The 24,557-nt window shown below is 70.6% G+C and carries 27 protein-coding genes, 3 tRNA genes and 1 pseudogene; 18 read left to right on the top strand and 13 right to left on the bottom strand.

What is annotated here, in order from left to right:
• The first annotated feature begins 19 nt into the window (after window positions 1-19).
• Genes VFE82_RS02090 through VFE82_RS02080 form a run of 3 tightly spaced genes read left to right on the top strand, consistent with a single transcriptional unit; the run spans window position 20 to window position 2,402 of the window.
• Window positions 20-1,240: a THUMP domain-containing class I SAM-dependent RNA methyltransferase gene (locus VFE82_RS02090; protein ID WP_324998575.1), complete on the top strand. Its 1,221-nt coding sequence runs from the start codon at window positions 20-22 to the stop codon at window positions 1,238-1,240.
• Complete coding sequence (locus tag VFE82_RS02085) at window positions 1,221-1,637, top strand: putative toxin-antitoxin system toxin component, PIN family (protein ID WP_324998574.1); 417 nt, start codon at window positions 1,221-1,223, stop codon at window positions 1,635-1,637. The genes VFE82_RS02090 and VFE82_RS02085 overlap by 20 nt, the downstream gene beginning before the upstream one ends.
• 3 nt (window positions 1,638-1,640) lie before the next feature.
• Window positions 1,641-2,402, top strand: a complete 762-nt coding sequence (locus VFE82_RS02080; RefSeq protein ID WP_324998573.1) for a UPF0149 family protein — start codon at window positions 1,641-1,643, stop codon at window positions 2,400-2,402.
• 120 nt (window positions 2,403-2,522) lie between these two features.
• On the opposite strand, the pseudogene VFE82_RS02075 reads toward VFE82_RS02080, so the two are convergent.
• From VFE82_RS02075 to apaG, 10 genes and pseudogenes are all read right to left on the bottom strand, one after another.
• Window positions 2,523-3,421, bottom strand: a pseudogene (locus VFE82_RS02075) (alpha/beta fold hydrolase).
• A gap of 13 nt (window positions 3,422-3,434) precedes the next feature.
• Window positions 3,435-3,923 carry a CinA family protein gene (locus VFE82_RS02070; protein WP_324998572.1) on the bottom strand — a complete coding sequence of 163 codons (489 nt, stop codon included), beginning with the start codon at window positions 3,921-3,923 and terminating at the stop codon, window positions 3,435-3,437.
• Complete coding sequence (locus tag VFE82_RS02065) at window positions 3,920-4,462, bottom strand: phosphatidylglycerophosphatase A (RefSeq protein WP_324998571.1); 543 nt, start codon at window positions 4,460-4,462, stop codon at window positions 3,920-3,922. The genes VFE82_RS02070 and VFE82_RS02065 overlap by 4 nt, the downstream gene beginning before the upstream one ends.
• A complete protein-coding gene (locus tag VFE82_RS02060; RefSeq protein WP_324998570.1) occupies window positions 4,459-5,379 on the bottom strand; it encodes a LysR family transcriptional regulator in 921 nt (306 codons plus the stop codon). The genes VFE82_RS02065 and VFE82_RS02060 overlap by 4 nt, the downstream gene beginning before the upstream one ends.
• 170 nt (window positions 5,380-5,549) lie before the next feature.
• Window positions 5,550-6,065, bottom strand: coding sequence for a thermonuclease family protein (locus tag VFE82_RS02055; RefSeq protein WP_324998569.1), 516 nt, complete (start codon window positions 6,063-6,065; stop codon window positions 5,550-5,552).
• Window positions 6,066-6,114: 49 nt separating this feature from the next.
• Window positions 6,115-7,098 (bottom strand): thiamine-phosphate kinase, encoded by a 984-nt coding sequence (gene thiL, locus VFE82_RS02050; RefSeq protein WP_324998568.1) that lies wholly within the window; start codon window positions 7,096-7,098, stop codon window positions 6,115-6,117.
• Between the two features lie 38 nt (window positions 7,099-7,136).
• Complete coding sequence (locus VFE82_RS02045; RefSeq protein ID WP_324998567.1) at window positions 7,137-7,394, bottom strand: GlsB/YeaQ/YmgE family stress response membrane protein; 258 nt, start codon at window positions 7,392-7,394, stop codon at window positions 7,137-7,139.
• A gap of 98 nt (window positions 7,395-7,492) precedes the next feature.
• Window positions 7,493-8,671 (bottom strand): YbdK family carboxylate-amine ligase, encoded by a 1,179-nt coding sequence (locus VFE82_RS02040; RefSeq protein WP_324998566.1) that lies wholly within the window; start codon window positions 8,669-8,671, stop codon window positions 7,493-7,495.
• Window positions 8,664-9,902, bottom strand: coding sequence for a cation:proton antiporter (locus VFE82_RS02035; RefSeq protein ID WP_324998565.1), 1,239 nt, complete (start codon window positions 9,900-9,902; stop codon window positions 8,664-8,666). Before VFE82_RS02035 ends, VFE82_RS02040 begins: the two co-directional genes overlap by 8 nt.
• A gap of 114 nt (window positions 9,903-10,016) precedes the next feature.
• On the bottom strand, window positions 10,017-10,397 hold the full coding sequence (apaG, locus tag VFE82_RS02030; protein WP_324998564.1) for a Co2+/Mg2+ efflux protein ApaG: 381 nt from the start codon (window positions 10,395-10,397) through the stop codon (window positions 10,017-10,019).
• Window positions 10,398-10,439: 42 nt separating this feature from the next.
• On the opposite strand from apaG, the gene rpe reads away from it, so the two are divergent.
• The gene (gene rpe, locus VFE82_RS02025) at window positions 10,440-11,123 is read left to right on the top strand and encodes a ribulose-phosphate 3-epimerase (protein WP_324998563.1); all 684 of its coding nucleotides are present in this window, start codon (window positions 10,440-10,442) and stop codon (window positions 11,121-11,123) included.
• 12 nt (window positions 11,124-11,135) lie between these two features.
• On the opposite strand, the gene VFE82_RS02020 is transcribed toward rpe, so the two are convergent.
• Window positions 11,136-11,441 (bottom strand): hypothetical protein, encoded by a 306-nt coding sequence (locus VFE82_RS02020; protein ID WP_324998562.1) that lies wholly within the window; start codon window positions 11,439-11,441, stop codon window positions 11,136-11,138.
• 400 nt (window positions 11,442-11,841) lie between these two features.
• Between VFE82_RS02020 and VFE82_RS02015 the strand changes: the two genes are divergently transcribed.
• The 3 genes from VFE82_RS02015 to gph all read left to right on the top strand — a co-directional run bounded on the left by VFE82_RS02015 (window position 11,842) and on the right by gph (window position 15,251).
• The gene (locus tag VFE82_RS02015; protein ID WP_324998561.1) at window positions 11,842-13,995 is read left to right on the top strand and encodes a catalase; all 2,154 of its coding nucleotides are present in this window, start codon (window positions 11,842-11,844) and stop codon (window positions 13,993-13,995) included.
• 140 nt (window positions 13,996-14,135) lie between these two features.
• Complete coding sequence (locus VFE82_RS02010) at window positions 14,136-14,465, top strand: KGG domain-containing protein (protein ID WP_324998560.1); 330 nt, start codon at window positions 14,136-14,138, stop codon at window positions 14,463-14,465.
• 123 nt (window positions 14,466-14,588) lie between these two features.
• Window positions 14,589-15,251, top strand: coding sequence for a phosphoglycolate phosphatase (gene gph / locus VFE82_RS02005; protein ID WP_324998559.1), 663 nt, complete (start codon window positions 14,589-14,591; stop codon window positions 15,249-15,251).
• A gap of 39 nt (window positions 15,252-15,290) precedes the next feature.
• Here the strand turns inward: gph and VFE82_RS02000 are convergent, their stop codons facing one another.
• Window positions 15,291-15,881: a chalcone isomerase family protein gene (locus VFE82_RS02000; RefSeq protein ID WP_324998558.1), complete on the bottom strand. Its 591-nt coding sequence runs from the start codon at window positions 15,879-15,881 to the stop codon at window positions 15,291-15,293.
• Window positions 15,882-16,205: 324 nt separating this feature from the next.
• Here VFE82_RS02000 and trpE point away from each other — a divergent pair, with 324 nt between their 5' ends.
• The 7 genes from trpE (at window position 16,206) to VFE82_RS01965 (ending at window position 22,657) form a co-directional block, all read left to right on the top strand.
• Window positions 16,206-17,705 (top strand): anthranilate synthase component I, encoded by a 1,500-nt coding sequence (gene trpE, locus VFE82_RS01995; RefSeq protein WP_324998557.1) that lies wholly within the window; start codon window positions 16,206-16,208, stop codon window positions 17,703-17,705.
• Window positions 17,706-17,784: 79 nt separating this feature from the next.
• Window positions 17,785-18,357: an aminodeoxychorismate/anthranilate synthase component II gene (locus VFE82_RS01990; RefSeq protein ID WP_324998556.1), complete on the top strand. Its 573-nt coding sequence runs from the start codon at window positions 17,785-17,787 to the stop codon at window positions 18,355-18,357.
• A gap of 1 nt (window position 18,358) precedes the next feature.
• Window positions 18,359-19,405: a low-specificity L-threonine aldolase gene (gene ltaE, locus VFE82_RS01985; RefSeq protein ID WP_324998555.1), complete on the top strand. Its 1,047-nt coding sequence runs from the start codon at window positions 18,359-18,361 to the stop codon at window positions 19,403-19,405.
• A gap of 5 nt (window positions 19,406-19,410) precedes the next feature.
• Complete coding sequence (locus VFE82_RS01980) at window positions 19,411-20,058, top strand: LysE family translocator (RefSeq protein WP_324998554.1); 648 nt, start codon at window positions 19,411-19,413, stop codon at window positions 20,056-20,058.
• Between the two features lie 17 nt (window positions 20,059-20,075).
• Window positions 20,076-21,107 (top strand): anthranilate phosphoribosyltransferase, encoded by a 1,032-nt coding sequence (trpD, locus tag VFE82_RS01975; protein WP_324998553.1) that lies wholly within the window; start codon window positions 20,076-20,078, stop codon window positions 21,105-21,107.
• 3 nt (window positions 21,108-21,110) lie between these two features.
• Window positions 21,111-21,902: an indole-3-glycerol phosphate synthase TrpC gene (gene trpC, locus VFE82_RS01970; RefSeq protein WP_324998552.1), complete on the top strand. Its 792-nt coding sequence runs from the start codon at window positions 21,111-21,113 to the stop codon at window positions 21,900-21,902.
• Window positions 21,903-21,907: 5 nt separating this feature from the next.
• Window positions 21,908-22,657: a uracil-DNA glycosylase gene (locus tag VFE82_RS01965; RefSeq protein ID WP_324998551.1), complete on the top strand. Its 750-nt coding sequence runs from the start codon at window positions 21,908-21,910 to the stop codon at window positions 22,655-22,657.
• Here the strand turns inward: VFE82_RS01965 and VFE82_RS01960 are convergent.
• On the bottom strand, window positions 22,654-23,787 hold the full coding sequence (locus VFE82_RS01960; RefSeq protein WP_324998550.1) for a patatin-like phospholipase family protein: 1,134 nt from the start codon (window positions 23,785-23,787) through the stop codon (window positions 22,654-22,656). The genes VFE82_RS01965 and VFE82_RS01960 overlap by 4 nt on opposite strands.
• 99 nt (window positions 23,788-23,886) lie before the next feature.
• On the opposite strand from VFE82_RS01960, the gene VFE82_RS01955 reads away from it, so the two are divergent.
• The 4 genes from VFE82_RS01955 to VFE82_RS01940 form a co-directional block, all read left to right on the top strand.
• A tRNA-Tyr gene (locus VFE82_RS01955) sits at window positions 23,887-23,972 on the top strand.
• Window positions 23,973-24,086: 114 nt separating this feature from the next.
• Window positions 24,087-24,160, top strand: a tRNA-Gly gene (locus tag VFE82_RS01950).
• A 32-nt stretch (window positions 24,161-24,192) separates the two neighbouring features.
• Window positions 24,193-24,267, top strand: a tRNA-Thr gene (locus VFE82_RS01945).
• A 43-nt stretch (window positions 24,268-24,310) separates the two neighbouring features.
• On the top strand, window positions 24,311-24,557 hold a 247-nt coding region (locus VFE82_RS01940; RefSeq protein ID WP_324998336.1), incomplete at its 3' end, for a GTP-binding protein.

Genomic DNA, 24,557 nt, shown 5'->3' with positions numbered 1-24,557 from the left:
CTGCCGCCGCCCATCTGCCATGAGTGACCTGCAACTGTTCCTGCCCTGCGCGGCGGGGGTCGAAGACCTCCTCGCCGACGAGGTGCACCGCCTCACCGGCTTGGCCGGCGACGACCTGCTGGTCGGCCGTGCCGGCGTGCTGGCGCGGGCGCCCTGGCGCGAGGCGCTGCGCCTGAACCTGCACAGCCGGCTGGCGCAGCGGGTGCTGGTGCAGCTGTCGCACACGCCCTACCGCGCCGAGCAGGACCTCTACGACGCGGCGGCGGCGATCGCCTGGGAGATCTGGTTCACCCCGCGCCAGAGCTTCAAGATCGAGGTCACGGCCCAGCACAGCCCGCTCAAGAGCCTGAACTTCGCGGCATTGAAGATCAAGGATGCGGTGGCCGACCGCTTCCGCCAGAGGGCCGGCGGGCGCCCCGATGTCGACACTCAGCGGCCCGACGTGCGCGTCTACGCGCACCTGACCAGCACCCATTGCACGCTCTACATCGACACGTCGGGCGAGCCGCTGTTCAAGCGCGGCTGGCGCGAGGACAAGGGCGAGGCCCCGCTCAAGGAGACGCTGGCGGCCGCGATGCTCGCGGCCAGCGGCTGGGACGGCACCGCCCCGCTCTACGACCCCTGTTGCGGCAGCGGCACCATCGCCATCGAGGCGGCGCAGGTGGCCTGCGGCATCGCGCCGGGGGGGCGCCGCCGCTTCGGCTTCGAGCGCCTGCTGCCGCACCAGGCGCATGTCTGGGCCGGGCTGAAGGAGGAAGCCCGTGCCGGCGAGCGGCCCAGTCGGGCACCGGTGTTCGGCAGCGACGTCGCCTTCCGCATGGTCGACTTCGCCCAGCGCAATGCCGAACGCGCCGGTGTCGCGGCCGCCGTGCAGTTCCGTGGCGGCGACGCGTTGCAGCGGATGCCCCCGAGCGATGTGCCCGGCCTGATGCTGGTCAACCCGCCCTACGGCGAGCGGATCGGCACCGCGGGCGTGGCTGGCCAGACGCAGCGTGGCCGTGAACGGCCCGAGACCGAGGGCGCTGGAGATTTCTTCACCCAGCTGGCCGCGCACTGGAAGAAGCACTACGCCGGCTGGACGGCGTGGGTGCTCACGCCGGACCTGAAGCTGCCCTCGCGCATGCGCCTGAAGGAATCGCGCCGGGTCCCGATGTGGAACGGCCCGATCGAGTGCCGGCTGTTCCGGTTCGACATGGTGGCCGGTTCGGCCCGCGCGCGCGATGCAGCCCCTGGTGCTTGACACGAACGTCGTGCTGGACGTGTTCGTCTTCGACGACGCCGCCGCCCGCCCGCTGCTGCCGGCGCTGCGCGAAGGCCGCTTGCGCTGGCTGGCCACCGCCGCGATGCGCGACGAGCTCGCGCGCGTGCTTGCGTATCCGCAGATCGCCCCGCGCCTGGCGTTTCGTGGACTCACGGCGCACGACGTGCTGGCGGGGTTCGACCGGCATGCGACCGTGGTGGACGAGGCGGCCAAGGCGCCGGTCACCTGCGGCGATCCTGACGACCAGAAATTCATCGACCTGGCGGTCGAACGCGCGGCGCTGCTGCTCAGCAAGGACGGCGAGGTGCTCGCGATGCGCAAGCGCCTGGCCCGGCTGGACGTGCAGGCGTGCCGCCACTACGAAGCCGCCACCTGACCCATGACGACCGACACTCCCGATCCGGCGCCGCTCGGCCCCGACGACTTCGATGCGCTCGACGCCGAACTCGATGCGCTGCGCGAGCACGACGAACTCACACCCGACTGGGAATTCTGCGAAGGCTTCCTGGCGGCACTGGTGTGCACGCGGCGCGTGATCGAGCCCGAGGAGTACTGGCCGGTGCTGTTCGGCGAGGGATTCCGGCCGATGGAGCACATGGAGTTCGTCTGGCGCTGGCGCCGGCGCTGGCAGGAGATCGCGCAGGCGCTGGACGCCCAGGTCGAGACGCTGGAGGACGAGCGTGCCTACCAGCCGGAAGTGCTGGACGTGCGCGGCGCGGTCCTCGCGCTGTCGGAAGCCGAGCGCGGCGATGCCGATGTTGCGCAGCTGCCCTCGTTCGGCGAGGCCTGGGCCGAAGGCTTCCTCCACGTGGTGGGCCATTGGGCCGACGAGTGGGCAGCGCCGCGTGACAAGGAAGCGGCCGAGATGCTGGACGACGCACTCGATGTGATCGGCCACCTGGCCGAGCCGGACACCGGCGTTCCCGCGCTCAACCTGCACACCGAGGACGGCCCGCCCAGCGTCAGCGATGCCCGGCTGAACGATTTTGGCGAGGCGGTCTGGGCGGTGTACGACCTGCGCCAGTTCTGGAAGAGCCTGGGGCCGCGGGTCCAGCAGGTGCGCAAGGCGGCCGAGCCCGGGCGCAACGATCCCTGCCCGTGCGGCAGCGGCAAGAAGTACAAGAAGTGCCACGGCGCGTGAGCCGCGGCCCGGTCCCGGTGCGGCCGCCCTCGGGGCAGGGGCAGGGTGAGCCCGTGACCAGAAGCGCCACGGCCCTGCGGATCCCGGCGCCGCGCCGCCGCGCCGGCCGTGCCTGCCGGGTCAGTCGCGAAAGAACGACCAGAGCGCGTCCGCCGTGTCCTGGGGCAGTTCCTCCGGGATGAAGTGACCACAAGGCAGTGCCTGGCCGCTCACCTCGCCCCGGCACTGCGCCCGCCAGAGCGCGAGCGGATCGAACAGGCGGCCCACGAGGCCGCGTGCGCCCCACAGCACCAGCAGGTCGCAGCCGATCCTGTCGCCCAGCGCCCGGCCTTCGCGGTCGTGCTCAAGATCGATCCCGGCGCTGGCCCGGTAGTCTTCGCACGCGGCATGGATCGCCTCCGGGCGGCAGAAGCAGCGTTCGTACTCGGCCAGCGCCTCGGGCTCGATGTGCGACAGGCCGCCCGCGCCCCAACCGCCCAGCTTGGCATGCAGGTACAGCCGCGGCGCGCCGCCGACCATGGTTTCGGGCAGCGGTGCCGGCTGGATCAGGTGGAACCAGTGCTCGTAGGCCCGCGCGAAGGCCATGTTCGTGGCCTCGTACATGTCGAGCGTCGGCGCGATGTCGAGCACGCAAAGGCGACGCACCCGCTGCGGATGGTCGAGCGCCAGGCGGTGCGCCACCCGGCCGCCGCGGTCGTGACCGCAGAGGTGGAAGCTGCCGACACCCAGGGCCGACATCAGCGCCACCATGTCCGCCGCCATCGCACGCTTGCTGTAGTTGGCATGGTCTGCCTGGCCCGCTGGCATCGACGAGTCGCCATAGCCGCGCAGGTCGGGCATCACCAGGAAAAATAGTCGCCGGCCAGCTGGCGCGCCACCCGGTGCCAGATCGCATGCGTCTGCGGAAAGCCGTGCAACAGCAACAGGGCCGGCTTGCGCCGGTCGCCACCGTGCCGCACGTGCAGCCGCACCCCGTTGACCTCGTGCACTTCACGCGTGAAGCCATCGAACCAGGCCATCGGTCCCCCTTGCTCAGGCCGCGCGCACCAGGGCCAGCAACCGGGTGAGCGCATGCTGCACGGTTGCCTGGCGCACCGCCGCCCGGTCGCCGTCGAAGCGCACCGTTTCGCTGAACAGCCGGCCATCCACCGAAAATCCGAACCAGACCGTGCCGACCGGCTTGTCCGGGCTGCCGCCGCCCGGGCCGGCGATGCCGGTGACCGCCACCGACACCTGGGCGCGCGACTGGCGCGCGGCCCCGAAGGCCATCGAGCGCGCGACCACCTCGCTGACCGCGCCCTGCGCGGCGATCAGCGCCGGATCCACGCCGAGCAGTTCGGCCTTGGCCTGATTGGAATAGCTGACGACGCCGCGCTCGAACCATTGACTGGAGCCCGCCAGGTCGGTGCAGCTGGCCGCGATCAGGCCGCCAGTGCAACTCTCCGCCGTCGCCAGCATCCAGCCCCGGTCGAGCAGCTCGGCGGCGAGATCGCGGCACAGCCCGTGCACGGTGTCGTTCATGCGAAATGCCTCCACAGCGCGATCACGAACAGCGTGCAGAACGCCGCCACCAGGTCGTCGAACACGATCCCCAGGCCGCCGCGCCAGCCGAAGCCGTGGAACAGGTTGTCGGCCCACCCGACTGGGCCGGGCTTGGCCGCATCGAAGAACCGGAACAGCGCGAAGGCGACCAGCTGCGCGATCCAGCCCGCCGGCATCACCAGCCACAGCACCAGCCAGAACGCCATCACCTCGTCGACGACGATGCTCCCAGGGTCCAGCAGCCCCAGGTGGCGCGCGGTCACGGTGGCGGCCCACCAGCCCACCGGCAGGCTGGCCAGGACGACCCAGCCGAGCGCGGCCGGCGCAAGCCAGGCCTGCAGCACCAGCCAGGCGGCCCAGGCCCACAGCGTGCCCACGGTGCCCGGCGCGGCCGGACTGAGGCCAGCGCCGAACCCGAGGGCGATGGCGTGCGCGGGATGGGCGAACAGGAAGCGCGGCGTGGGGCGGACGGCGGCGGCGGGCGGAGCGCCCAGGGGGGGTGTGTCGGTGGGCGTCATGCAGTGCGGGCGGCCGGCGACCGGCGCTGGCCGAACCATTCGGCCCAGTAGTCGATGCAGGCCTTGATCTTGGGGAGCCGGTGGCGCGCGCCGGCGGTCACGGCGTAGACCGGCACCGGCTGCAGGTCCACATGCGCCGGCAACACAGGCACCAGCCGCTGTTGCCGCACCAGCTCGTCGCCGACCAGCGTGGCCAGCCGCCCGATGCCCAGGCCCTCCAGCACCATCGTGGCCGCCATGTTGGTGTCGTTGGTGCGCCAGTGCCCCTCGGCCGCCAGCACCACGCTGCGGCCCTGGATCCGGAACGGCCACTGGTTGAGCATTGGCACGGCGTTGTTGGTGACCAGCTGGTGGTCGCGCAGCGCGTCGGGATGCCGGGGCAGGCCCGCGCGCGCCGCGTACGCCGGCGCGGCGTACAAGGCGCGGCCGAGCGTGCCGATCTGGCGGGCGACCACGGTGTCGGGCAGGTGCGTGCTGGCGCGGATCGCGAGGTCGATGCCCTCGCGGACCATGTCGACGAGGCGATCGCCCACCTCGAGCTCGACCCGCAGCTGGGGATGGCGCTGCGCCAGTCCCACCAGCCCCGGGACCATCTGGTAGTGCGCCACGACCGTGCTGGCCGCCATCCGCACCACGCCGCGCGCCTCACGCGTGGAAGCGGCGAACTCGCCTTCCAGCTCGTCCAGCGTGCCGAGCAGCCGCCGGCCGTAGGCCAGGAAGGTCTCGCCTTCCGCCGTGAGCGACAGGCCATGCGTGGAGCGGTGGACCAGGCGGGCGCCGCACGAGCCTTCAATGCGCGCCAGTGCGCGTGACACCTGGCTGACCGGCGCCTCGCGCTCGCGGGCCACGGCCGACAGGCTGCCCAGCTCGGCCACGCGGGTGAACAGCAGCAGGTCGTCGAAGGCGAGGGTGCGCACGGCACCGATGGTAGCGAAGCCCCTGCCGGCGCGCCGCGCGCGGGCAGCCTGCGCGGCGCAGGGCGGTCCTTGTCGAGGCTCGGGGCGCCGGTGGGTCCCCGACACGCGACATGGCGCGCGCGATCGCGACTGCCCCGGCGTGTGCGGTCTCCGGTGTCCCGTCGTGGTGCTCAACGCTGATCGCGCGGCGGGCAACGCCCGTGCCGCTGGCGGAAGCGGCGCGGCTCCAGCGCATCGTGCTGCGACCACAGCCCGCGCCCGGCCTGCCGCGCATGGGCCTGCAGCCGGTCGTAGGGCCCAGGCTGCCGGCGGTAGCCGGGCGACCAGGCCAGTCCTTGCGACACCATCCAGCCACCGACGTCCTCGCCCGAGAGGTGCAGGCGCGCGACCACGCGGCCGTAGTCGTCCCGCCCGCGTTCGGACACCGTGACGCGCTGACCTTGCAACCGGCGGTGGAGCGCGTCGCGTGCCCGCTGGCCCCAGGCCTGGCAGATCTCCGGCGCGTCGATGCCCTGCACGCGCACCTGGATGCGCTGGCCACCCTGCACGCGGCGCACCCAGACGGTGTCGCCGTCGGTGACATAGGTGACGGTGGCCTGGTAGCTGCGCGCGGGCGCCGCGGCGGCGGCCAGCGGAAGCAGAAGGGCGGCGAGGAGGGGGGCGAGGAGGGCGCGGCAGCGCAGCATGGTGGAACCACAACGGCCGGCCGGGACCGCCCGCCGACCGTCGCGAGCCTCAAGCGAAGTGGTCGAACGAGCGGAACTCGTGCGGGACGGCGCGGCCCTCGGCGTCGAGCAAGCGGATGCCGTGCTGCGCCTCGATGCGGCCGATGCGGGAGACGGACGTCGCCGCGCTGCGGGCAGCCGCCAGCACGGCGTCGCGCCGGGCCTGCGGCGCGGTGAACGCCAGTTCGTAGTCGTCACCGCCGGCCAGCACGCAGCGCCATTGCAGCGACTGCTCGGGCAGGTCGGCGGCGTGCGCCTGGCCGCGCGCCGCGAGCAGTCCGGCCGCGGCTGGCAGCTCGATCGCGGCGCCGAGGCCCGAGGCCGCCAGGACATGGCCCAGATCGCCGAGCAGGCCGTCGCTCACGTCGATCGCTGACGTCGCAATGCCGCGCAGGGCCAGCCCGAGCGCCACCCGCGGCGTGGGCTGCTCCAGCCGCGCACGCGCCGCCTCGAACACCGCGGCGGGCAGTTGCACCGTGCCGCGGAAGGCTTCCAGTGCCAGCCGTGCGTCGCCCAGTGTGCCGCTGACGTACAGATCGTCGCCGGCCTGGGCGCCCGAGCGCAGCAGCGCCTGGCCGGTGGGCACCTCGCCAAAGACGGTGATGCAGATCGCCAGCGGGCCGCGCGTGGTGTCGCCGCCCACCAGCGCGCAGCCGTGCGTCCGCGCCAGCGCCAGCAGTCCCTGCGAGAAGCCCGCCAGCCAGGATTCGTCGGCGCCAGGCAGGGCCAGCGCCAGCGTGAAGGCGAGCGGGCGCGCACCGCAGGCGGCCAGGTCGCTCAGGTTGACGGCAAGCGCCTTGTGCCCCAGCCGGACCGGGTCGACGGTGGACAGGAAATGGCGCCCTTCGAGCAGCAGGTCGGACGACACCGCCAGCTGCATGCCCGGTGCCGGCGCGAGCAGCGCGCAATCGTCGCCGATGCCCAGCGCCACACCCGCCGCCGCAGCGCCTGCGGGGCGCCGGAAGAAACGGTCGATCAGGTCGAATTCACCCATGCGTGCCGGCGAGGATAGCGCGGCACGCGTGGCGGGTGTCAGACCCGGCGCGAGCTCCCGCGCAGCATGCCGTAGATCACCAGCAGGACAATGGCGCCGACGATCGACGCGATCCAGCCCGCGGGCTCGCCTTCGTGGTACCAGCCCATCGCCGTGCCGGCATAGCGGGCAATGAACGCGCCCGCGATGCCCAGCAGCGTGGTCATGATCAGGCCCATGCGGTCGTTGCCCGGCTTCAGTGCGCGGGCGAGCAGGCCGACGATGAAGCCGACGAGGATGGTTCCGAGGGTCGACATCGAAAGTTCTCCAGGTTGATTGCTGCGACCGATTCTGGAAGGGCCTGCGCGGCCCGGCTGTAGGACGGCGGCCGCAGCCGGCATCAGCCGAGCCCGAGCTAGCGCCGACCTTCGAAGCGCTGCGCGCCCTGCCGCACCACCTCCGCCAGCAGGCGCTCCCGCGACTGCTGCTGCCGCAGCCAGCGGGCATCGTTGGTGCCGAGTTCGGCATCCTCGCCGAGCAGCTGGATCGCCGGCCCGGTGCCCAGCCGTCGTGCATGGTCCGACAACTGGCGCAGGGTCTGCAGCAGGTGGTCGCGCAGCGGCATGTGGCGTCCGCTGACCGGATCGACGTAGACCGCCTCCAGCCCGAAGCGGCAGGCCTGGAAGCGGTTGTAGGTGTAGACCATGTAGTCGTCCTCCTGGGGCACGAAGGGCTGGTCGTGCAGGAACCACGCGGCGAGCGTCTGCACCAGGCCGGCCAGGGCCGCGGCCCGCTCCACGGTCAGGGGCGTGTCGAACACCCGGATCTCGATCGTCCCGTACTCGGGCTTGGGCCGGATGTCCCAGTAGAAGTCCTTCATGCTCTTGACCACGCCGGTGCGGGTGGTGCGCGCGAAGAAATCCTCGAAGCCGCGCCAGCTGAGGGTGAACGGCGCGCGGCCGGACATCGGAAACGCCGACACGGAGTTGAGCCGCGCGGAGTCGAACTGCGTGTCCTGTCCCTGCACGAAGGGGGACGAGGCCGACAGCGCGATGAAGTGCGGGATGTAGCGCGACATCCGGTGCAGCATCAGCAGCGCCGCATCGGCGTCGGGGCAGCCCACGTGCACATGCTGGCCGAACACGGTGAACTGCTTGGAGAGGTAGCCGTACAGCTCCGACAGTTCGCGAAAGCGCGGCTTGTCGTAGATGCGTTGCTGGTGCCACTGCTGGAACGGATGGGTGCCGCCGCCGACCACCGCGATGTTGAGGCGGTCGGCGCAGCGCACCAGCGCGTCGCGCAGCTGCGAGAGCTCGCCCAGCACCTGCGCGGCCGACTGGCAGACGCCGGTGGAGATCTCGATCATGCTGGAGGTCATCTCCGGCACCACCGCGCCGGGCAGCTGCAGGCGCCCCATCAGGCGCAGCATCTCGTCCGAGTACGGGGCCAGGTCGTAGTCGTGCGTGTTCACCAGCTGCAGCTCGAGCTCGACGCCGAGCGTGAGCGGCTCGGAGTGGCGGAACGCCTCGAGCGCCGGCGTGGCCGCGGGCGACTCGCCGGCAGGCGTGACGTCCGGCAGGCGCGGCTCAGGCAACCGTCGCTCCGGCCACCGGCACGCTGCGCGAGCTCTCGCGGGCCTGGTGGATCACGTAGGTCGCGATGATGGCGCCCAGCACCTCCATCAGCAGGATCGCGGGCAGTGCGATGCCGGCGATGCGGGGGCCCAGCGTCATCGAGGCCGAGGCGAACTGCGACACCAGCAGCAGCGCCACCGACGACATCGGCGACATCGCCCAGCCCACCATGAGCGCCTGCCGCCAGCTGGTGCCGCTGCCCGGGTTGGCCACCAGCACGCCCAGCACCTTGGCCACGCCGCGGACGCCCACCAGCGCCAGCACCACGCCGGCGACCGCGGGCGCCCAGTCCGCCTGGGCAGCGACCACCGAGACCAGCACGAAGGTGAGCATCACCAGCAGCGAGGCTGCAGTGCCGAGCTGGCGTGGCCAGGCCCACGGCCGCGGGTTCAGCTGCTTGAGCAGCAGGCCGGCGAGCAGGGCCGACAGGGGCGCCGAGCCGCCGAAGTGCGCGGCGATGGTGGTGCCGGCCGCGATGGTCGCGATCAGCAGGATCGAGGTGTTCTCGCTGGTGGGACTCATGAGGCGCAGCGCGATCCGCAGCGCGAGCGCCAGCCCCGCGCCCACCGCGACCGACAGCCCCAGCACCACCGCCACCGGCATCAGCAGGTCGACCAGGTTGGTCTCCTCGCGGTGCAGCACGCCGACCCGTGCCGCCACGAACGTCAGCGCATAGAGCGCGCCAAGGGCCGACAGCACGATCACCCGGTCCGTCACGGGGCCGGTGGCCCGCGTGTCGGCCACCACACGGCTGAGGACCGCGGGCGAGGACACGATGGCAATCAGGGCGAGCGCATCGGCGACCGAGGGCCGCACGTCCAGCCAGCGCATCGCGACGTACACCAGCGCATAGGTGAGGGCAGCTTCCAGCAGGCTTTGCAGCAGCACCATCGGGTTGTGCCGGAACCAGCGCAGCGCGATGCGGCCGCCGGTCTCGAACAGCACGATCGACACGCCGAGCTCCAGCAGGAACAGGCCGATGCCCTGCAGCGGCCAGGGCACGCCGCTGAAGCCGGCCAGGCCGGCCAGCGTGCCGACGGCAGAGTAGCCGACCACCTTGGGCAGGGCCATGTGCCGCTGCACCAGCTGGCCGGCCGCGGCCGCCAGTGCCAGCAGGAGCGACCACTGCACGGTCGGCAGTCCAGCCGAGGGCCTGAGCCACTGGCCCCAGATGGCAGTGATGTCGATCATGCGCTTCCCCCGCGCCGCAATGTACGGGCCGCCGGCTGGCTCAGCATGTAGGACAAGGTGCTGACAGGTGCTATGAAAACAGGAGCGCGACGTGCCGAGCCGGCGCCGTCTGTCCTAGTGCAGCACGCGGCGCGTGCCGTCTTCCAGCAGGAACGGTGCGATCGGCGCTTCGAAGCGCTCGCCGTCCTCGGCGACGCAGAAGTAGCTGCCTTCCATGCTGCCGCCGGGCGTGCGCAGCCGGCAGCCGCTGCTGTACTGGAACGACTGCCCCGGCTGCAGCAAGGGCTGATGGCCGACCACGCCCAGCCCCTTGACCTCTTCCACCCGGCCGGCGGCGTCGGTGATGATCCAGTGGCGCGAGATCAGCTGGGCGGCGACCTCGCCGGTGTTGGTGACCGTGACGGTGTAGGAGAAGCTGAAGACGCCTTGTTCCGGGGCCGACTCATCGGGAAGGAACGCCGGCTGAACCTCGACGTGGAGCTGGTACCTGGCCATCGGCGGATCGTACCCGGCATCGCATTTGCGAGAATCCGCGCCATGAGCACCCTCCATCGCATCGCCCCGTCCATCCTCTCCGCGGACTTCGCCCGGCTGGGCGAGGAACTGAAGAACGTGATCGCGGCGGGGGCCGACTGGATCCATTTCGACGTGATGGACAACCACTACGTCCCGAACCTGACCTTCGGCCCGATGGTCTGTTCGGCGCTCAAGCCGCATGCCCGGCGCGCCGACGGCACGCCGGTGCCGATCGACGTGCACCTCATGGTCGAACCGGTCGATGCGCTGGCGCAGGCGTTCGCCGAGGCCGGTGCCGACTACATCAGCTTCCATCCCGATGCGTCGGCGCATGCGCACCGCAGCGTGCAGGCGATCCGGGCGCGCGGCTGCAAGGCCGGCCTGGTGTTCAATCCGGCCGCGCCGCTGGACGTGCTGGACTGGCTGATCGACGACATCGACCTGATCCTCATCATGAGCGTCAACCCCGGCTTCGGTGGCCAGGGGTTCATCGACTCGGCACTGCGCAAGATCGAGCAGGCCCGCCGCCGCATCGAGGCCAGCGGCAAGGACATCCGGCTGGAGGTGGACGGCGGCATCAAGGCCGACAACATCGCCCGGGTGGCGGCTGCGGGGGCCGACACCTTCGTCGCGGGCAGCGCCATCTTCGGCAAACCAGACTACAAAGCAGTGATCGACAGCATGCGCGCCGCGCTGCGCGGCTGAACGCCGCCGGCGTCAGGGCCTGAACGTCTTCTCGCCGTCGGGCAGGTCCTCGCGCAGCTTGTCGTAAGTGGCGTCCAGTTCGGCGCCCTTGCTGGTGTCGGTGACGCCGTGCTCGGCGTCGGCCTGGCCCGCCTTGGCCACGCGGCGCATCGAGGGCTCCTGCTCCGGCTGGCTGTCGACCGACTCGTCGCGCTCATAGGGCATCCGCGGCACCTCGTGCTGGTTCTCGCCCTGTTCCATCCGGGTGTTGTTGTCCCGGGCCGAGGGCTGCTCGCCGCCCGTGCCCGGCTCCGGCGGGTTGGTCATCCGTTCACGCATCGTCCAATCCTTTCCAGTGCGTCCATCGTCGCGGCGCCCCCGGGGGACGCGGGTAGGACAGCGACGCGCGGCGTTCCTGGCTGGCAGAGCCTTGGCGTGGGAGATGTCCTACAACGGGTGCCAGCCCCGGCGGACAAACGCTCCGGCCCATCGGCTACGGGGCATTGCCCATGAGCTACGTAAGCTGGTCGTCTCGAATCGAGGTCGTCACCGGAAGGGAGCGTTGCCATGGACATGATCACCGCCGTGCCGGACTGGCTGGTCTGGTGCGCCGCCTCGGGGGCCGGAGCGTTCGCCCTGACCGTGGTGGTCAACACCATCGAGGCGGCGCTCGACCTCGAGCCCTGAGCCGAACAAGAACCGGCACGCGCCCGCAGGGCAGCGGCCACCAGGAGCATCCATGCCCCAGTCCAGACCGGACGCCTCGCGCAGACCGAAGGCCGGCGAACCCGCCTCGGCCAAGCAGAAGCAGCTGGAGAGCTTCGGCCAGGGTCCGGACAACGTCCTCACCACCAGCCAGGGCGTGGTGATCCCGGACAACCACAACTCCCTGCGTGCCGGCCTGCGCGGCCCGACGCTGCTGGAGGATTTCATCCTCCTCGAGAAGCTGACCCACTTCGACCACGAGCGGATCCCCGAGCGCGTCGTCCACGCGCGCGGTGCGGGCGCGCACGGGTACTTCGAGCTCTACCGCTCGCTGGGCCAGTACACGAAAGCCGACTTCCTGCAGGAGGACGGCCTCCGTACGCCGGTGTTCGTGCGCTTCTCCACCGTCGCCGGCGAGCGCGGATCGGCCGACACGGTGCGCGACCTGCGCGGCTTCGCGGTCAAGTTCTACACCCGGGAAGGCAACTACGACCTGGTCGGCGCCAGCATGCCCGTGTTCTTCATCCAGGACGCGATGAAGTTCCCCGACCTGATCCACGCATTGAAGCCGGAGCCCCACCACGGCATGCCGCAGGCCTCCAGCGCGCACGACACCTTCTGGGACTTCGTCTCGCTGATGCCCGAGAGCACGCATGCGCTGATGTGGCTGATGTCCGATCGCGCGCTGCCGCGCAGCCTGCGGATGATGGAAGGCTTCGGCGTCCACACCTTCCGGTTCATCAATGCGCACGGCGTGTCGCACTTCGTCAAGTTCCACTGGCGCCCCAAGCTGGGCAAGCACGCGCTGGCCTGGGACGAGGCGCAGAAGTTGGCCGGCAAGGACCCCGACTTCCATCGGCGCGATCTCTGGGAGTCGATCGCCCGCGGCCACTGTCCCGAATGGGAGCTGGGGCTGCAGCTGGTGGAGGAGGGCAAGGCGGCCGCGCTCGGGTTCGACCTCCTGGATCCCACTAAGCTCATCCCCGAGGAGCTGGTGCCGGTGCAGCTGGTCGGCAAGCTCGTGCTCAACCGCAATCCGGACAACTATTTCAGCGAGACCGAGCAGGTTGCCTTTCATCCCGGCCACCTGGTGCCGGGCATCGATTTCAGCGCCGACCCGCTGCTGCAGGGGCGGCTGTTCTCGTACACGGACACGCAGCTGTCGCGGCTGGGCGGGCCCAACTTCCACGAGCTGCCGGTCAACCGCAGCGTGTGCCCCTTCCACAACTACTCGCGTGACGGCATGCACCGCATGATGGTGCCGCGCGGCCAGGTCAGCTACGAGCCCAACTCCCTGGCCAGCGGCTCCGAGTTCCGCGTCGACGGCGCCCAGCAGGGCTTCCAGTCGTACCCCGAGGAGATGGAATCGCCCAAGGTGCGCCGCCGCAGCCCCAGTTTCGACGACCACTTCAGCCAGGCCACCCTGTTCTGGAACAGCCAGAGCGCCGCCGAGAAGGAGCACATCGTGGCGGCCTTCCAGTACGAGCTGTCCCGGGTGGAGACCGCGGCGATCCGCCAGCGGGTGGTGGACACGCTGGCGCACGTCGACCCCAAACTCGCCAGGAAGGTGGCCGAGCCGCTGGCGATCGCGCCGCCCGACCCGCGGGCCGCGGCGGGCCGCGCGGGCTTCCGGGAGGCACGCGCCAAGCTGCCGATCGAGGCCTCGCCGTCGCTCAGCATGGAATGCATGGGCGGCAGCATCGCCACCCGCCGGGTCGCCGTGCTGGTGGCCGCCGGCGTCGAGATCGGCGCCCTCAAGATCATCCAGCAGGCGCTGGCCGATGCCGGAGCCGTCACGCGCATCGTCGCCGCCCACCTGGGCGTCGTCTCCACCTCGTCCGGCCAGCAGCTCGCGGTGGACCACAGCTTCCTGAACACCTCGTCGATCCAGTTCGATGCCGTGCTGGTGCCCGGCGGGGCCACGCACGCGCAGGCGCTGTGCGCCAACGGCGACGCGGTGCACTTCGTGCTGGAGGCCTACCGCCACTGCAAGGCGATCTGCCTGATCGGCGCCGGCGCGGAGCTGCTGCGCGGCGCGGGACTCGACCCGGATGCCGAGCCACCGGCCGGCGTGCTGATCGGCAACGGTGACCCGAGCACGCGCGTCCCGCTGGCGCAGGGCTTCGTTGCCGCCATCGGCAAGCACCGCCACTGGTCGCGTGCCCGGCTCGACGCCGTGCCGGCCTAGCGTCGGCAGCTCCAACGCGACAGCAGCCTGCTCCTACTGCTGTCGGGTCCGAATGCCGACCCGACCGTGCGCGCCCCGGCCGTTCAATCCGGTCGTGGCCGGCACGGTGCCGGTCGCCAATCCCGACAGGAGATCAGACCATGGCATCGAACAAGCAGGGCAAGCAGGGCGCGGGCAACGCGGGCGGCACGTCGCAGCGCGGCTTCGCCTCCATGGATCCCGGGCGCCAGCGCGAGATCGCCAGCCAGGGCGGGAAGGCCGCCCACGAGAAGGGAACGGCGCACGAATTCAACTCGCAAGAGGCCCGCGAAGCCGGCAGCAAGGGGGGCAAGGCCGCCCACGAGAAGGGCACGGCGCACGAGTTCAATTCGCAGGAGGCGCGCGAAGCCGGCCGCAAGGGCGGGCAGGCCAGCGGCGGCGGGCGCTCACCGGGCACGCCTGCGGCCGGGCAGGCGCGCGGCAAGCCGTGAGGCCGCCGGCGCGTCGGCTGGCGGCCGCTCGCGCCGGCTGACGACTCCGGGCGAGCCCGTCGGCATGGCGGGAGGCGGCCGCCGTGCCACTGCCGGCCCGCGCGGGTGTTGCACACTCGCGCGATGACCGTTCCCCCCGATCTCCAGGCTGCGATCGTCGACCTTGACGGAACCCTCGTCGACACGCTGGGCGACTTTTGCGCAGCGCTCGATGCTGTCCATGCCGAGTTGCAGCTGGCGCGCGTGCCGCGCAGTGCCGTCGAGCACATGGTGGGCAAGGGGTCCGAGCACCTGATCCGCTCGGCCCTGCAGCACGTGGGCGCCGACGAGAGGCTGTACGAGCGGGCCTGGGCGGCCTACCAGCGGCACTACCGCGCGATCAATGGCCGCCACGCCGAGGTGTACCCCGGCGTGCGCGAGGGACTGGACCTGCTGCAGGGCGCCGGGCTGCGGCTCGCGTGCGTGACCAACAAGCCGACCGCCTTCGCCCGCGACCTGCTGGCGGCCAAGGCGCTGGCCGGGTATTTCCCGCTGGTGTTCGGCGGTGACGCCTTCGAGCGCAAGAAGCCCCACCCCCAGCCCCTGCTGGAAACCTGCCGGGCGCTGGGCAGCGCGCCGGCACGGACGCTGATGCTGGGCGATTCGAGCAACGACGCGGCGGCCGCGCGGGCGGCCGGTTGCCCGGTGGTGCTGGTGACCTACGGCTACAACCACGGCGAGCCGGTGCGGGCCGTCGACGCCGACGGTTTCGTGGCTTCGCTGGCCGACGTGCTGCTGCCCCGCTAAGCCGCCAGGTCGCCAAGGCGGCCGGCGACTTGGGCCGCTTCAGGCGCCCGCTTTGCCGAGCAGCGCTTCCTTGAGCTTCCAGTCCGCCGGCACGGGGCCGAGCCAGATGCGCATCAGGGCCGTGAAGAACTCGGGCTCCTTGAATGGCTCGCCCTGCTGGACACCCCGCAGGGTGAGGACCGCGCCGACCCCGGGGACCCAGTCGATCGCGAAGCTGTCGCCGGCGTTCAGGCGCTTGTTGTCGCTGAAGATCTGGCTCATGCGCATGACACCGGGGATCAGTTTCATGAACGCGGCCTTGTCCATGTTGTCTTCCATCCCGCGGGTGAACAGCTTGCCCAGCTCGGCGGAGTCGATGTCGCGCAACATGGTGATGCTGATGCGACGCGGCCCGGGCATCGCGAGCACCTCGTCCGGCGTGCCGGCCTTCTTCGGCAGGTACAACCCGGCCGTGTACACCTTGAACACGGCCTTGTAGCGCACCCCCGCGCCGTTGAGCTGCAGCCTGGTTCCGCGGATGTCGTAGGTGTCGTCGTACTTCACACCCGACACCACCACCGGCTCTGCACCCGCGGCCAGCGTGGCGAACGCCGCCGCGCAAGCCATCCATTTCAGTCGTGTTCCCGGCATCCTTTTCTCCTCGCCACAAAAAGAACGAACGTTCGTCAGGGCCCGATGTTACGACTTGCTACAAGCCCGGCATCGGGGTTTTCGCGCCCGGCACCCGCGCAGGTGGGGCGTGCAGGACCGCTGGCCTCGTTTGCTACACTCGTCTCGATGTTCATCCACCGCACCACCATCACAGGTTGCTCGGACCGGGGAGCCTGGCCCTGGCGCAAGCCTGACAACGTGCGTTCCTGATCCGCACGGGGCTGCCCGTGCCCCGCGCCCCGGCTCCCGGGGCACCCCCGATGGATGGCGGCCCCGGCCGCGCGAGCTTGTGGAGGCTCACCCTTGATCACCGAACTCGAATTCAAGAGCCTGGCACTGCAGGGCTTCAACCGCATCCCCTTGATTGCGGAAGCCTTTGCGGACCTGGAAACCCCCCTGTCGCTCTACCTGAAGCTGGCGCACGGCAAGGGCACGGGCCGCCACAGCTTCCTGCTGGAATCCGTGGTCGGCGGCGAACGCTTCGGCCGCTACAGCTTCATCGGCCTGCCGGCGCGCACGCTGCTGCAGGCCAGCGGCTTCGGCGCGGATGCGGTGACGGAAGTGGTCACTGAGGGCGACGTCGTCGAGCGGGTGCGCGGCAATCCGCTGGACTTCATCGAGGCCTACCAGAAGCGCTTCAAGGTGGCACTGCGGCCAGGCCTTCCCCGGTTTTGCGGCGGGCTGGCCGGGTACTTCGGCTATGACGTCGTGCGCCACATCGAGAAGAAGCTGGAGAACAGCTGCCCCCCCGACACCCTGGGCTGCCCCGACATCCTGCTGCTGCAGTGCGAGGAACTCGCGGTCATCGACAACCTGTCGGGCAAGCTGTACCTGATCGTCTATGCCGATCCGGCGCGGCCGGAGGCCTACGCCAGCGGCAAGAAGCGGCTGCGCGAACTGAAGGAGCAGCTGAAATACTCGGTGAGCGCGCCGACGGTGCGCCAGACGCAGACCTTCCCGGCCGAGCGCGAGTTCGCCAAGGCCGACTACCTGCGCGCGGTCGACCAGGCCAAGGAGCTGATCGCGGCGGGCGACTTCATGCAGGTCCAGGTGGGCCAGCGCATCAAGAAGCGCTACACCGAGTCGCCGCTGTCGCTGTACCGCGCGTTGCGGTCGCTCAATCCGAGCCCCTACATGTACTACTACGACTTCGGCGAGTTCCAGGTCGTGGGTGCCTCGCCCGAGATCCTGGTGCGGCAGGAACAGACGCCGGAAGGCCAGAAGGTCACGATCCGTCCCCTGGCCGGCACGCGCCCGCGCGGCGCCACGCCGGAGATCGACAAGGCCGTGGAGCAGGAGCTGGTGAGCGATCCCAAGGAGCGCGCCGAGCACGTGATGCTGATCGACCTGGCCCGCAACGACATCGGCCGCATCGCCAAGACCGGCAGCGTGAAGGTGACCGAGGCGTTCGCGGTCGAGCGCTACAGCCACGTGATGCACATCGTGAGCAACGTCGAGGGCCTGCTGAACGACGGCATGAGCAGCATCGACGTGCTGAAGGCGACATTCCCGGCCGGCACCCTGACCGGTGCGCCGAAGGTGCACGCCATGGAACTGATCGACCGCCTGGAGCCGAGCAAGCGGGGCCTGTACGGCGGCGCCTGCGGGTACCTCAGCTATGCAGGGGACATGGACGTCGCGATCGCCATCCGCACCGGCATCGTCAAGGACCAGATGCTGTACGTCCAGGCGGCTGCCGGGGTCGTGGCCGATTCCGTGCCCGAGCTCGAATGGAAGGAGACCGAGGCCAAGGCGCGCGCCCTGCTGCGCGCGTCGGAACTGGTCGAGGAGGGGCTGGAATGAACACCACTGCCCGGGAACTCGGCGCGCGCCTTGCCTCCGGCCTGCGCGCAGCCGAGCAAGCGACCAGCGAGGGGACGCGATGAAACTGCTGATGGTCGACAACTACGACAGCTTCACCTACAACCTGGTGCAGTACTTCGGCGAGCTCGGGGCGCAGGTCGAGGTGTTCCGCAACGACGAGATCACGGTCGAGGGCATCGCGCAGCGCGCGCCCGACCGGCTGGTGATCTCGCCCGGCCCGTGCTCGCCGGCCGAGGCCGGGATCTCGGTCGAGGCGATCCGCCACTTCGCCGGCAAGCTGCCGATCCTCGGCGTGTGCCTGGGGCACCAGAGCATCGGGGCCGCCTTCGGCGGCCGCATCATCCGGGCGCAGCAATTGATGCACGGAAAGGTCAGCGAGATCTCCACCACGCGGCAGGGCGTGTTCGCCGGCCTGCCCGAGCGGTTCACCGTGAACCGCTACCACTCCCTGGCCATCGAGCGCGACACCTGCCCCGCGCAGCTGCAGCCCACCGCCTGGACCGACGACGGCGAGATCATGGGCGTGCGGCACCGCGAACTGCCGATCCAGGGGGTGCAGTTCCATCCCGAGTCCATCCTCACCGAGCATGGCCACGCCATGCTGAAGAACTTCCTCGACCAGCAGGCCTGACATGGGCACCGTCATCGACCTGCGCAGCGACACCGTCACCCGGCCGACGGCCGCCATGCGCGAGGCGATGCTGGCCGCCCCGCTCGGCGACGACGTCTTCGGCGACGATCCCAGCGTGAACGCGCTGCAGGAGCGGATCGCCGACCTGCTCGGATTCGAGGCCGCCCTGTTCGTGCCGACCGGGACGCAGGGCAACCTGTGCGCCGTGCTCGCCCACTGCCAGCGCGGCGACGAGTACATCGTCGGCCAGCAGCAGCATTGCTACCGCTGGGAAGGCGGCGGCGCCGCGGTGTTCGGCAGCGTGCAGCCGCAGCCGCTGGAGCACCAAGCGGACGGCACGCTCGCGCTGTCTGCGATCGAAGCCGCGATCAAGCCGGACGACCCGCATTTCGCGCGCAGTCGGCTGCTGGCGCTGGAGAACACGCTGGGCGGCAAGCTGATGCCGATGGACTGGCTGGAGCAGGCCACGGCGCTCGCCCGTCGGCACGGCCTGGCCCGGCATCTGGACGGCGCCCGCTTGTTCAACGCGGCCATCGCGCAGGCGCAGGCGAGCGGCGCCGACCCGCGTGCCGAGGCCCGCCGGATCGCCAGCCACTTCGACAGCGTCTCGGTGTGCTTCAGCAAGGGGCTGGGGACGCCGGCGGGCTCGGCCCTGTGCGGCTCGCGCGAGCTGATCGCCCGGGCTCGCCGGATCCGCAAGATGGCCGGCGGCGCGATGCGCCAGGCCGGGCTGCTGGCAGCCGCGGCCAACCATGCGCTCGACCACCACATCGAGCGGCTGGCGCAGGACCATGCCCTGGCGCGTCGCCTGGCGCAGGGCCTCGAGGGCCTCGATGGTCTGCGGGTCGAACCGCCGCAGACCAACATCGTGTTCGTCGATCTCACCGGTCCCGCGCGCGAGCGTTCGGGCGACCTGCTGGACACGCTGCGGGCCGAGGGCATTCTCGCGACCGGCCTGTACCGGCTGCGCTTCGTCACGCACCTGGATGTCGACGACGCGGGCATCGACCGCGCGGTCGCGGCGATCCGCGCGTTCCTGCGCGCCTGAACTCCATGCCCGACCTGCACCACCTGCTGCTGTTCGTCGCCGCCGGCTGGCTGTTGAACCTCACGCCCGGCCCCGACGTCCTGTACATCGTCAACCAGTCGCTGCGCTCGGGCGTTCGCGCCGGCGTCGTGGGCGGCCTGGGCATCACGGCCGGCTGCTGCGTGCACGTGGTCGCCGCCGCGCTCGGGCTGGGCGCGCTGCTCGCGACCTCCGCGCTGGCGTTCGAGGCGCTGCGCTGGCTCGGCGCGGTCTACCTCCTGTGGGTCGGGCTGAAGCTGCTGCTGTCCCGGGCAGCGGCGCCGGGCGCCCTGGACGGGGTCGCCGGGGACGCGCCGCCGGTGGGCCTGGGCAGCGTGTTCCTGGGTGGCTTCTGGACCAACGTCCTGAACCCGAAGGTCGCGATCTTCTTCCTGGCGTTCGTGCCGCAATTCATTCCCGCTGATGCGGCCGACAAGACCCTGTCGTTCGTGCTGCTCGGCGCTCTTTTCAACGTCAACAGCATTCCGGTGAACACGGGCTGGGCGCTCGCGGCGGCGTGGATGGCACGCCGCGACGCCGTGCAGCGCGGCTTGCGCCGGCTGGACCACGTGGCCGGCGCGATGTTCATCGCGTTCGGGCTGCGGCTGGCGCTGTCCGACAATCCGACCCGTTGAGAACCGAGGAGAAGCCCATGCCCATCACCCCGCAGGAGGCGCTCCAGCGCACCATCGAGCACCGCGAGATCTTCCATGACGAGATGCTGAAGATCGTGCGGCTGATCATGAGCGGCGAGCTGTCGCCGGTGATGACGGCCGCGCTGATCACGGGCCTTCGCGTGAAGAAGGAGACCATCGGCGAGATCACCGCGGCGGCCGAGGTGATGCGCGAGTTCTCCACCAAGGTGCACATCGCCGACAAGCGCCACCTGGTCGACATCGTGGGAACCGGCGGGGATGGTTCGCACACCTTCAACATCTCGACCTGCGCGATGTTCGTCGCCGCGGCGGCCGGTGCGAAGGTCAGCAAGCACGGCGGCCGCAGCGTCAGCAGCAAGTCCGGCAGCGCCGACGTGCTCGAGAGCCTGGGCCTGAACCTGAACCTGTCGCCGGAGGCGATCGCCCGGTGCGTGCAGGAGGTGGGCATCGGCTTCATGTTCGCGCCGAACCACCATCCCGCCATGAAGAACGTCGCCCCCGTGCGCAAGGAGCTCGGCGTGCGCACCATCTTCAACATCCTCGGCCCGCTGACGAACCCGGCTGGCGCGCCGAACATCCTGATGGGCGTCTTCCATCCGGACCTGGTGGGCATCCAGGTGCGTGCGCTTCAGCGGCTGGGGGCCGAGCACGCGCTGGTCGTGTACGGGCGCGACGGAATGGACGAGGTCAGCCTCGGCGCGGCCACCCTGGTCGGCGAGCTGAAGGACGGCCATGTGCGGGAGTACGAGATCCACCCCGAGGACTTCGGGCTGCCGATGGCCAGCAACCGCGCGCTCAAGGTCGAGACGGCCGAGCAGTCCAAGGCGATGCTGCTGTCGGTGCTGGACAACCAGCCGGGACCGGCCCGCGACATCGTGGTGCTGAACGCGGCCGCCGCGCTGTACGCCGCGAACGTCGTGGACAGCATCCACTCGGGCATCGAGCGGGCGCGCGACGCTATCGCCTCTGGTGCTGCCAGGGCGCGGCTGGATGGGCTGGTGGCGCTGTCCACCCGGCTGGCGGGCTGAACGATGGCCGACATCCTGGAGAAGATCGTCGCGGTCAAGCGCGAGGAGATCGCCGCCGCGAAGAAGAAGGTGTCGCTCGAGGCGATCCGGTTCGACGCCGAGAGCCGTGTGCTGACGCGCGATTTCGTCGGCGCCTTGCGCGCCAGGATCGCGTCCGGCCGCAGCGCGGTGATTGCCGAGGTCAAGAAGGCCAGTCCCAGCAAGGGCGTGCTGCGGCAGGATTTCATTCCGGCCGACATCGCGCAGAGCTACGCGGAGCATGGCGCCGCATGCCTGTCGGTGCTGACCGACCGGCAGTTCTTCCAGGGGCAGCCCGACTACCTGAAACAGGCGCGGGCCTCGTGCGACCTGCCGGTGCTGCGCAAGGATTTCCTGGTCGATCCCTACCAGGTGTACGAATCGCGCGCGATGGGCGCCGACTGCATCCTGCTGATCGCCGCCTGCCTGGACGACGCCCGGATGGCCGAGCTCGAGGCGATCGCGCGGAGTCTGGACATGGCGGTGCTGGTCGAGGTGCACGACGCGCAGGAACTGCAGCGCGCACTGAAGCTCAGGACGCCGCTGGTGGGCATCAACAACCGCAACCTGCGCACCTTCGAGGTCACGCTGGACACCACCCTGGGCATGCTGCAGGACGTGCCGCCCGACCGCCTGCTGGTCACTGAATCGGGCATCCTGGGTCCGCAGGACGTGCGGCGCATGCGCGATGCCGGGGTGCACGCGTTCCTCGTCGGCGAGGCGTTCATGCGCGCCCCGGACCCCGGCGAGGCACTCGCGGCGCTGTTCGGGAGCTGAGGCGGATGGGCCAGGCCAGCCTGCCGCTGGGCGCCGCTGACCCACCGAAGCTCGCGCGCTGGGACCCTCCCACGGGCGGCCTGGCCGCGGGCTGGCAGCCGGTGGTCGACCGGTTCTTCGCGGCGCCGGCCGGGCAGGCACTGACCGCCTTCCTGCGCGAGCGGCTGGCGCAGGGCGCCGTCATCTATCCGCCACGACCCCTGCGCGCGCTCGAGACCACGCCGCTGGCGGCGGTCCGCGCGGTCATCCTCGGCCAGGATCCGTACCACGGGCCCGGGCAGGCCGAAGGGCTGGCGTTCTCGGTGCCGGCCGGTGTCAGGCTGCCGCCGTCGCTGCGCAACATCTTCAAGGAACTGGGTTGCGGCACGGACCGTCCGCTGCCGCCCAGCGGTTCCCTGCTGCACTGGGCCCAGCAGGGCGTCCTGCTGCTCAACGCCAGCCTCACGGTCGAGGACGGGCAGGCCGGCAGCCATGCGCGCAAGGGCTGGGAGGCGCTGACCGACATGCTGCTGGCCGAAGTGGCGGCCAGGGCGTCCCCTTGCGTCTACCTGCTGTGGGGCGCGCACGCGCAGGCCAAGGCCCGGCTGATCGAGGACACCGCCGCCGCGCAGGGGCGTGAGATCCTCGTGCTGCAGGCCAACCATCCCTCCCCGCTGTCGGCCGCCCGGCCACCCGTGCCATTCCTCGGCTGCGGCCACTTCGCCCAGGCTCGCCAGTGGCTCGCCGGGCGCGGCCACCCAGGTTTCTTCGTCTAACGGCGCCGCCCCAGCAGGCGCGCCAGCCACGGACGCCACAGGCTGCGGTCCGGAGCTGCGCGGGGCACCGCCAGGCGCGCGTCGTCCAGGTCGTCGCTGCGGATGTCGATGGTGCCGCGCTGGCCGAGCGCGTCGGCATGGCGCGCGAGCCATTGGCGGGCAGCGGCCTGGCCCATGCCGAACAGGGCCCGCAGCATGGCCGCGTCGGTCGAGGTGCGGGTGGAGCTCGGATAGGTGCGGATCGCTTCGCCGGCGTCGATGCGGTGCATGCGCACCAGCTTGCAGGTGGTGTCGCGCAGCTCGCCGCGGACGATCAACGCGTTGATGAACTCGATGGTGCGCATCTGCGTGAGCAGGCTGGCGTTGAAGGTGAGCTCGTTGATGCGGTTGAGGATCTCGGCCGAGGTCTTCGGCGTGCCGTCGACCTCCAGCGGATTGATCTGCACCAGCATCAGGTCGGCGCTGCCGCATTGGCGGATGAGGGGGGTGAGGGCCGGATTGGCGCAATAGCCACCGTCCCAGTACGCCTGCCCGTCGATCTCGACCGCCTGGAACAGCATCGGCAGGCAGGCCGAGGCCATCACCGCATCGGCGTGCAGCTGCTGGCCGGTGAAGATCACGGCGCGGCCGGTCGCCACGTGCGTGGCCGAGACGAACACCTTCAAGGGGCCGCGCGCGATCGCCGCGAAGTCCACCTGCTCGTGCAGCAGGTCGCGCAGCGGGTTCAGCCCGAGCGGATTGGCGTGGTACGGCGACACCGCCTGGTGCGCCGCGCGCACCAGCCAGTCGCCACTGGCGAACTCCGGGGCCATGCCGCCCCACAGCAGGCGCGTCCATTGCCGCTGCCAGGCGCCCAGCGCATCCCAGGCGCCGACCTGGTCCCACAGCCGGGCCAGCGCCTCGCGCGCACCCTCGCGCGGGTCGCGCCCCGCAGCGGCAGCCCGGGCGTAGCCGCTGGCCAGGACCACTGCGTTGAGCGCGCCGGCACTGGTGCCGCTCAGGCCTTCCAGCCCGATGCGTCCGTCGTCGAGCAGCGCGTCGAGCACGCCCCAGGTGAAGGCGCCGTGGGAGCCGCCGCCCTGCAGGGCCAGGTTGAGCGTGTGCATGCCGGGCCGGGTTGCAAGTTCCATGCGGGGGGATTCTGCGGGGCCGTCGTGACACGATCCGGTGCGTTCGTGGTGCAAGGACGCGCTAGGGTCGCCAAACGATGGTATATTTCGAGGTTCGCCGGAGGGGTGCCCGAGTGGCTAAAGGGGGCAGACTGTAAATCTGTTGGCTTACGCCTACGCTGGTTCGAATCCAGCCTCCTCCACCAGCCTCCTTGTCGGAGGTCGGCGAATGTGTACGAGACGATTGAGTGGTAGCTGAAGGGAAGCTCGTCGGCCGTGGTGCCGGCGGGTCCGCCAGGGGCTCGTGAATTGCGCCCGATGCGGGTGTAGTTCAATGGTAGAACCTTAGCCTTCCAAGCTAATGACGCGGGTTCGATTCCCGCCACCCGCTCCAGTTGGTCGTCGTTGTGCCGGCGAAAGAATTTCGCCCTTGTGGCTCAGTGGTAGAGCACTCCCTTGGTAAGGGAGAGGTCGCGGGTCCGATTCCCGCCAAGGGCACCAGTACTTGAAGTGATCGTCAGTTCTTTTTTCGGAAGGCGAAAAAATGGCAAAAGGTAAATTCGAGCGCACCAAGCCGCACGTGAACGTGGGCACGATCGGTCACGTGGACCATGGCAAGACCACGCTGACGGCGGCCATCACGACGGTGCTGTCGACCAAGTTCGGCGGCGAAGCCAAGGCCTACGACCAGATCGACGCGGCTCCGGAAGAAAAGGCGCGCGGCATCACGATCAACACCGCGCACGTGGAGTACGAGACGGCCAACCGCCACTACGCCCACGTGGACTGCC

Source organism: Ramlibacter sp. (assembly GCF_035655895.1).
GTDB lineage: Bacteria > Pseudomonadota > Gammaproteobacteria > Burkholderiales > Burkholderiaceae_C > Ramlibacter.
The sequence above is the reverse complement of the archived record's forward strand: the minus strand, read 5'-3'. Positions and strand labels throughout refer to the sequence as shown.

Excerpts from the sequence above, each read along its gene's own strand:
- VFE82_RS02090 (WP_324998575.1), top strand. The coding sequence starts at position 20 with ATGAGTGACCTGCAACTGTTCCTGCCCTGCGCGGCGGGGGTCGAAGAC.
- VFE82_RS02085 (WP_324998574.1), top strand. The coding sequence starts at position 1,221 with ATGCAGCCCCTGGTGCTTGACACGAACGTCGTGCTGGACGTGTTCGTC.
- VFE82_RS02080 (WP_324998573.1), top strand. The coding sequence starts at position 1,641 with ATGACGACCGACACTCCCGATCCGGCGCCGCTCGGCCCCGACGACTTC.
- VFE82_RS02070 (WP_324998572.1), bottom strand. The coding sequence starts at position 3,923 with ATGAACGACACCGTGCACGGGCTGTGCCGCGATCTCGCCGCCGAGCTG.
- VFE82_RS02065 (WP_324998571.1), bottom strand. The coding sequence starts at position 4,462 with ATGACGCCCACCGACACACCCCCCCTGGGCGCTCCGCCCGCCGCCGCC.
- VFE82_RS02055 (WP_324998569.1), bottom strand. The coding sequence starts at position 6,065 with ATGCTGCGCTGCCGCGCCCTCCTCGCCCCCCTCCTCGCCGCCCTTCTG.
- thiL (WP_324998568.1), bottom strand. The coding sequence starts at position 7,098 with ATGGGTGAATTCGACCTGATCGACCGTTTCTTCCGGCGCCCCGCAGGC.
- VFE82_RS02045 (WP_324998567.1), bottom strand. The coding sequence starts at position 7,394 with ATGTCGACCCTCGGAACCATCCTCGTCGGCTTCATCGTCGGCCTGCTC.
- VFE82_RS02035 (WP_324998565.1), bottom strand. The coding sequence starts at position 9,902 with ATGATCGACATCACTGCCATCTGGGGCCAGTGGCTCAGGCCCTCGGCT.
- apaG (WP_324998564.1), bottom strand. The coding sequence starts at position 10,397 with ATGGCCAGGTACCAGCTCCACGTCGAGGTTCAGCCGGCGTTCCTTCCC.
- rpe (WP_324998563.1), top strand. The coding sequence starts at position 10,440 with ATGAGCACCCTCCATCGCATCGCCCCGTCCATCCTCTCCGCGGACTTC.
- VFE82_RS02020 (WP_324998562.1), bottom strand. The coding sequence starts at position 11,441 with ATGCGTGAACGGATGACCAACCCGCCGGAGCCGGGCACGGGCGGCGAG.
- VFE82_RS02015 (WP_324998561.1), top strand. The coding sequence starts at position 11,842 with ATGCCCCAGTCCAGACCGGACGCCTCGCGCAGACCGAAGGCCGGCGAA.
- VFE82_RS02010 (WP_324998560.1), top strand. The coding sequence starts at position 14,136 with ATGGCATCGAACAAGCAGGGCAAGCAGGGCGCGGGCAACGCGGGCGGC.
- gph (WP_324998559.1), top strand. The coding sequence starts at position 14,589 with ATGACCGTTCCCCCCGATCTCCAGGCTGCGATCGTCGACCTTGACGGA.
- VFE82_RS02000 (WP_324998558.1), bottom strand. The coding sequence starts at position 15,881 with ATGCCGGGAACACGACTGAAATGGATGGCTTGCGCGGCGGCGTTCGCC.
- VFE82_RS01990 (WP_324998556.1), top strand. The coding sequence starts at position 17,785 with ATGAAACTGCTGATGGTCGACAACTACGACAGCTTCACCTACAACCTG.
- ltaE (WP_324998555.1), top strand. The coding sequence starts at position 18,359 with ATGGGCACCGTCATCGACCTGCGCAGCGACACCGTCACCCGGCCGACG.
- VFE82_RS01980 (WP_324998554.1), top strand. The coding sequence starts at position 19,411 with ATGCCCGACCTGCACCACCTGCTGCTGTTCGTCGCCGCCGGCTGGCTG.
- trpD (WP_324998553.1), top strand. The coding sequence starts at position 20,076 with ATGCCCATCACCCCGCAGGAGGCGCTCCAGCGCACCATCGAGCACCGC.
- trpC (WP_324998552.1), top strand. The coding sequence starts at position 21,111 with ATGGCCGACATCCTGGAGAAGATCGTCGCGGTCAAGCGCGAGGAGATC.
- VFE82_RS01965 (WP_324998551.1), top strand. The coding sequence starts at position 21,908 with ATGGGCCAGGCCAGCCTGCCGCTGGGCGCCGCTGACCCACCGAAGCTC.
- VFE82_RS01960 (WP_324998550.1), bottom strand. The coding sequence starts at position 23,787 with ATGGAACTTGCAACCCGGCCCGGCATGCACACGCTCAACCTGGCCCTG.